Annotated in this window: 4 protein-coding genes; 1 reads left to right on the top strand and 3 read right to left on the bottom strand. The window is 38.0% G+C overall.

Annotation, left to right across the window (positions count from 1 at the left end):
- The first annotated feature begins 681 nt into the window (after positions 1-681).
- Positions 682-2,055, top strand: a complete 1,374-nt coding sequence (locus tag C406_RS0118965) for an LVIVD repeat-containing protein (protein WP_017382213.1) — start codon at positions 682-684, stop codon at positions 2,053-2,055.
- 208 nt (positions 2,056-2,263) lie between these two features.
- Here the strand turns inward: C406_RS0118965 and C406_RS0118960 are convergent, their stop codons facing one another.
- The 3 genes from C406_RS0118960 to C406_RS0118950 all read right to left on the bottom strand — a co-directional run bounded on the left by C406_RS0118960 (position 2,264) and on the right by C406_RS0118950 (position 5,296).
- Positions 2,264-3,115 (bottom strand): STAS domain-containing protein, encoded by an 852-nt coding sequence (locus C406_RS0118960; RefSeq protein ID WP_017382212.1) that lies wholly within the window; start codon positions 3,113-3,115, stop codon positions 2,264-2,266.
- Between the two features lie 178 nt (positions 3,116-3,293).
- Positions 3,294-4,298, bottom strand: coding sequence for a D-cysteine desulfhydrase (locus C406_RS0118955; protein WP_017382211.1), 1,005 nt, complete (start codon positions 4,296-4,298; stop codon positions 3,294-3,296).
- Between the two features lie 32 nt (positions 4,299-4,330).
- Positions 4,331-5,296 carry a 2-hydroxyacid dehydrogenase gene (locus C406_RS0118950; protein WP_017382210.1) on the bottom strand — a complete coding sequence of 322 codons (966 nt, stop codon included), beginning with the start codon at positions 5,294-5,296 and terminating at the stop codon, positions 4,331-4,333.
- Between the last annotated feature and the right edge of the window lie 514 nt (positions 5,297-5,810).

Below are 5,810 nucleotides of genomic sequence, written 5' to 3'. Positions count from 1 at the left end.
GGCTAATTGGTTTGGTTTCCGCTGCGCTGCTGCTTTTGAAGTACAAACTACGTTATGGCATGGTGGGGTTAATTAGTTTGATTTCGCTTCGCTGCTATTTGTTTCCGTGTAAACAGCGGTAATGATGTGATGTTGTTTTATGTAACTGAAATTGTCTAGTTAAATTGATAAAATCTCTGTATCCACTATTCCATATGGACCATGCCTAAACTGAATTATTTACGTTCACCTCTATTCCCCACAATATAACTGCGTCTCATCTAATAAATAAGTACATTTTTCAATGATTGTTTCATTTAAAAATTCCTCCGAGTCCAATCTTTTCTCATCCTAGCTCATCAAACAATTATCGAAACGATAATACTGGTTAATTTTAACTATAAACTCGCGAGTAAATACAGAGAATTGATTAAACCCCCGGGATTTTACAATTCAATTAGATGAATTTTAGGTATATTTGAATATTTTGGTAATTAGTAATATCGGCTGATGTAAATATTTTCAAATATTCTGTAAACTATAATTATACTATTTCGGGTTCCTTAATATCCGAAAGAGAGGAGGATTATTAAGGATTTTAAGCAAATGTTCAAGAACAATACCTAGCTAGGGTTTAGAGTTCCATCTTTCACAGTTAAATTGTTTCACTTAATAAATTCAAAATTATTAGGAGGAGAGTTAATGAAGAATAAATTCTGGATTCATACCGCATTGGCAAGTGTATTAATTTTACCAGTTGGAGCAACGACCGCTTTTTCCCATGACGAACTGGGTGGATCTGCAGAAAAAGGCGAAAATTTATCGGGCAGTGAGTTGGTTGCGCCAATGCTAGAAGGAAGTAAAAATGTTAGTAATCTCAAAGAAATTGCGGCTGTTCCTTTGAAAGAACTTAAAGAAGGCGTCAAAAATTCTACTGCAGATGTCTACGCACATAAAGGGTTCGCTTATCTAGGAACACACACTGCAAATGGCGGCGCTGGCGGTGTCCGAGTATTTGACATGAAGAATCCTTCTAATCCGGTTGAAGTTTCATCTTTTGCTGCCATTGAAGGTACTTGGCAAGAAAAGGTAGTTGTGAAGACTGTGGACACACCTGACTTTAAGGGTGATTTAGCAGTTGTAAGTGTCCAACAGCTAAATCGTAATAATCCGGATACAAAAGGCGGTTTCGTCTTGTACGATGTGACGAATCCAAAAGAACCGAAGGAATTAGGTTTCTGGGAGTCCCCTTCTCCTGCACGTGGTACACATGAACTGTATTTAACGGTTCAAGAAGATAATATTTATGTATTGACGGCAGATCCCTATGCGGACTACTACTCACATGGAGAGAATATGGATGTTTCGATTGTTGATGTAACCAATCCAACAACTCCAGAAACCATCTATGAATTCAACCCACGTGATTATATTCCAGAAGTTAGCGATGAAAATTACGACGGCTATAACTGGTCAGATGAAGAAGGCATTAAGAGATCTGCTTTTGCGCACAGTGTAAAAACTGATGGAGACGGAACCACTGCTTACCTATCTTATTGGGATTTAGGTACCATAATTCTAGATATTAGCGATGCTAAAAACCCTACTTACTTAGGAAGAACAGACTTTGGTTCGACTGTTCAAGGAGCAGCACATTCAATGGACCTTGCAAAGGGTGATAACGTACTCGTTGAAACACGAGAAGTTTTCGGCCCAGTTAGAGACGGCTTCGAAACATCATATGGCTACACTATGATCTATGATATTAAAGACAAAACGGCACCAAAACTTCTTAGTACGTTCAAGACTGATTTCACAGAAAAAGTGCCAGGCGGTTCTACTGTCCATGACCCGAAAGTACAGGGAAACACACTTTACCTATCTCACTACTCAGGTGGAGTTCGCGTAGTGGATATTACAGATGCATCCAATCCAGTTGAAACTGGCTCATACATTCCGAGTAAATCAAATATCTGGGGCGTGTTTGTAGATCGAAATTATGTTCTAGCATCTGATATGGGATCGGGCTTAAAAGTGTTACAAAAAAGTGGAAGTCCAGAAGCAATAAATGAATAGTTTTAGATGAATAATCTTAGCAAACTCTAAATGTGAAAAACCGGGCAGATGGTTTTGGTCTCAAAAGGTATTCTGCAACTTAAGTGATTAAAAGATTCCTAATTCTAGTTTGATTTTCTTTCAATTAGACAGTAAAAGAAGCTAAACACCTATTTAACTAGGCGTCTAGCTTCTTTTACATTTGATATAGAATTTTTAGCCCTCATATTTAAAGTGTGTTTTTAGTCTTAAGGGTATTAATGGCTTGTTTTAAAGATCCGTATGTTTGAATATCTTTAAAATCAATGCCTAGATGGACAGCAGTTTTAGCTACTTCGGGACGAATGCCCGTAAGAATAGCCGTGATTCCTACTAGACGTAAAGAATCAATCACCATGAAAATCTGGTTCGCTACCATCGTATCCATTACAGGAACACCTGATAAATCAACAATTAAAGACGTAAGCTTTAAATCAATACTTTGAGATAACGTGCTATCCAAAATACACTTTGCTCTAATTGAGTCGATATCGCCAATCAATGGCAATACGCCAACTTCATCTGAAAGAGGGATAATTGGTGCACTGAGCTCTCTGATTACGGCTTGTTGAGAAATTAAGCGCTTCATTAAGACGTTCATATAGACGCTTGTAAAATTTTCGAAAATGAAATCAAACGTATTGTTTATCTTTTTTTCCCATTGAAATACATCTTTTACTGTGACCTCGACTGATCCAGTTTCCACACATAGTTCAATATGCTGCCAATACACACGGCGAAAAATTCTCAGTTGTTCCGAAACATCACTCAAAGCTGTCTCTGAATTAGCTCGATCAACAGCAGTTTGATTGGTCCATTCGACTACACTCTTGCGCATTTCCTCATCAGTTTGCAACAGGGACTGTGCGATTACTTTTACATAGTTATTATTTTGATTTCTAATTCTTTGAGCAATTTCAGGTGACGCATCCAGTGAGTAATGAGATCCCGTTCTTTTACATCTTAATTCCATCCAGGTGTCTGTAATGGCTGACGTATTCGTTATTAAATAGTCGTATAAGGCCTTCGTCTTGTGTTTCATTCGTTCACCCAGTTCTCTCTCTCAATTTACATAGCACAATTTTATCATATATTACTTCAAGTCGACTAGGTTTCAGGGTCGATTTCTACGTAAACACATACCTTCGCACAGCTCTTCCAGTCAACTTACAGTGTGTATATTTATGAGGACAACTATGTTACCTATTTTCTATCCTTGCTTACTCTACTTCATAAAAAATGGGTGAATAGGCATAAATAGCGGGTGTGCCACCAGAGTGGATAAATAATATATTATCACTGGCTTTAAAGAAGTCTTTTTGAATCAGATCTATGAGTCCAGCCATCGTTTTCCCCGTATACACAGGGTCAAGCAAAACAGCCTCCGTCCTTGCTAATCGCTTGACTGCCTGTACCATCTCTTTTGTTGGCAAAGCATAGCCTGGTCCGACATATTCATCGAAACAAGTCACCGCTTCACGAGATATCGTTTTATCTAGTCCAATATGAGCAGCGGTATCTCTTGTTAGTTGATATACGAGCTCTTCTTGAACCTCTTTCCCCCGGCTAATATTGATTCCGATAACTTTGGTGTTGTCATTCATTCCTTGAAAACCAGTAATTAATCCAGCATGCATGCCGCCACTACCGCTTGTACATATAACATAGTCAAATTGAACACCTAGTTCTGTAGCTTGTTCGGTAATTTCTTCCGCACATGCTGCGTACCCCAATATCCCCGTCACATTGGATCCACCAACTGGTATGACATAAGGTTTTCTTCCGTCCTTTTTAATTTCATTTGCTGTCTTTTCCATTTCTTCGTATACATCCGTGCCGTTGGGAACAATTTTAATAGATTCAGTTCCCAACAACTGAAATAGAAGAAAGTTGCCATTTGTTTGCGTATCATATTGCGCTTCTATATTTTCTTCTAATATAAGTATACATTTGAGATTTTCCTTCACGCACGCAGCTAACGTTAATCGGCAATGGTTCGACTGAATCCCCCCAGCCGTAATAATAGTATCTGCCCCACTTTCTTGTGCATCTGCTATGAGAAACTCTAGTTTTCTCGTCTTGTTGCCACCCTCTGTTAAACCAAGTAAATCATCCCGTTTAATGAATACAGTAGGTCCCTTTAATGAGGCAGAAAAACGACTTGCTTTTTCAATTGGTGTAGGGAATTGTGTATAGTGATTTCGTGGAAATTTAGTTAAATTCATTTATATATACCTCCCTAAAATTGCTCGTTTTGTTACTCAGCTACTAAATTTTTCGGAGTATTACCGGAAATTCCTTCTATTAAGTTAGTTGCCGCAAGATGCGCCATTTTCATTCGTGTATTAATACTGGAACTACCGATATGGGGTAACGCCACAACATTAGGTAATGTTAGTAATGGATGGTCAATTGGTACAGGTTCTTCTTGAAATACATCCAAACCTGCAGCCCAAATTTCGTTATTGATCAAAGCTTCGTATAAAGCATCTTCATTTACAACACCACCACGCGCTGTATTAATTAACACAGAAGTTGGCTTCATTAAAGCCAATTCTTCTTTATTAATTGTATCTTTGGTTTCTAGTGTAAAAGGAACCAATACACATACAAAATCAGACTCTCTAAGTAATGTCTCTTTATCTTTGTAGTGAATACCTAATTCTTCCTCTACTTTACTTTTTCTCGAGCGATTAGTATAGATGACATTCATATCAAAACCTTTAGCCCTTTTCGCCAATGCCTCGCCGATTCTTCCCATTCCAATGATGCCCAGTGTCGAACCGTGAATATCCTGTCCGGTCAGCTGCATGGGAAACCAGGATTTCCACTTACCTTCTCGCAAATAATCGGATGACTCGACCAAGCGTCTTGCAGTAGCCATCAGGAGGGCAAACGTCAAATCAGCGGTCGTCTCAGTTAATACACCTGGCGTATTTGTAACCATTATCCCTCTTTCGGTTGCAGCCTTAATATCAATATTGTTGTATCCAACAGCCATGTTGCTAATCACTTTCAGTTGAGTGGCCTGATTTATAAGGGTCTCGTCAATCGAATCTGATACCATACTTAAGATTCCATCCACATCTCGGATTTCTTTCATAAGCACTTCCCTCGGTACAGGCTCTTCTTCTTTATCCCACATGCCCACTTCACATATTTCTCTAAGCCGATCAACCACGGCATCAGGTAATTTTCGTGTTATGTAAATTTTTTGTTTCATGATTAACTCCTCCTATCTTAATATGTACGACACACTCCTATAGGTTATTTATTCGACAATAGTAGATATATTCCTGTTGTTTTCGAATTAATGAAAGAAAGAATTTCATCCTTTAACAAAATCTAGCAGCCGAAGATGCAATTTCGTCTGCTTTTTACTTTTTTTATAGTATCAATCTACGTTACTCGAAAGAAAGGTTTAAGCAAACTTTAACGTTCTCTTGGTCAGACACAACACCAACGTTTTCAAATTGTGGCTGAACAAAGGAAGAGAATTATTTTGATATTGTTGCAACTTCTTACTCATTATTTTAGCAACTCCCTAATTTCCTCACACTTTCTTTAAAATAAGCGCATTCTTTTACAATATTTTATTGGTAGAAAAAAAGGCGTTTTCTGTGATGTCCAATGAGGACTCAGAAAATATTAAATGAATACAAAAAGAATGTCTCCTATCTGACCATTTTGTTCTATGTAAGGACTATTAGGGTTAATCACCTGATATCCAAACAAAC

Source organism: Paenisporosarcina sp. TG-14, from assembly GCF_000297555.1.
Lineage (GTDB): Bacteria > Bacillota > Bacilli > Bacillales_A > Planococcaceae > Paenisporosarcina > Paenisporosarcina antarctica.
This window is presented reverse-complemented; position numbering and strand designations above follow the sequence as displayed.

Coding starts and splice junctions, on each gene's coding strand:
- C406_RS0118965 (WP_017382213.1), top strand. CDS start 682: ATGAAGAATAAATTCTGGATTCATACCGCATTGGCAAGTGTATTAATT.
- C406_RS0118960 (WP_017382212.1), bottom strand. CDS start 3,115: ATGAAACACAAGACGAAGGCCTTATACGACTATTTAATAACGAATACG.
- C406_RS0118955 (WP_017382211.1), bottom strand. CDS start 4,298: ATGAATTTAACTAAATTTCCACGAAATCACTATACACAATTCCCTACA.
- C406_RS0118950 (WP_017382210.1), bottom strand. CDS start 5,296: ATGAAACAAAAAATTTACATAACACGAAAATTACCTGATGCCGTGGTT.